The following is a 377-nucleotide window of genomic DNA, read 5'->3' on the forward strand; positions in this document are numbered from 1 at the left end:
GGCGACCAGCAGCATCGACAGCCTCTCGACTTCGACGTCCTCCGGCCTCAGCACGGCAACGAGCGGCATCACGAGCCTGTCCACTTCGACCTCGAGCGGCCTGAGCACGGTGACCAGCGGCCTCGGCAGCCTGTCGACCTCGACCTCGTCCGGCCTCAGCACCGCGACGAGCAGCATCGGCAGTCTGTCCACCGGCATCGGCAGCCTGTCGAGCGGCCTGAGCACGACCAACGTCAACGTCACCAGCCTGAGCACGACGGTCAACGGCATCTACAACAACGGCACGAAGTACTTCCACGCCAATTCGACGGCGGGGGACTCGCAGGCGCTGGGCCAGGAGTCGGTGGCGATCGGGCCGCAGTCGGTGGCCAGCGGCG

At 67.9% G+C, this 377-nt stretch carries 1 pseudogene; it reads left to right on the forward strand.

The window, feature by feature from the left end:
• Positions 1–109: 109 nt before the first annotated feature.
• Positions 110–377, forward strand: a pseudogene (locus tag BMG07_RS41045) (hemagglutinin); the annotation flags it as partial.

It is taken from the genome of Variovorax sp. E3, from assembly GCF_016082275.1.
Classification (GTDB): Bacteria; Pseudomonadota; Gammaproteobacteria; order Burkholderiales; family Burkholderiaceae_C; genus Variovorax.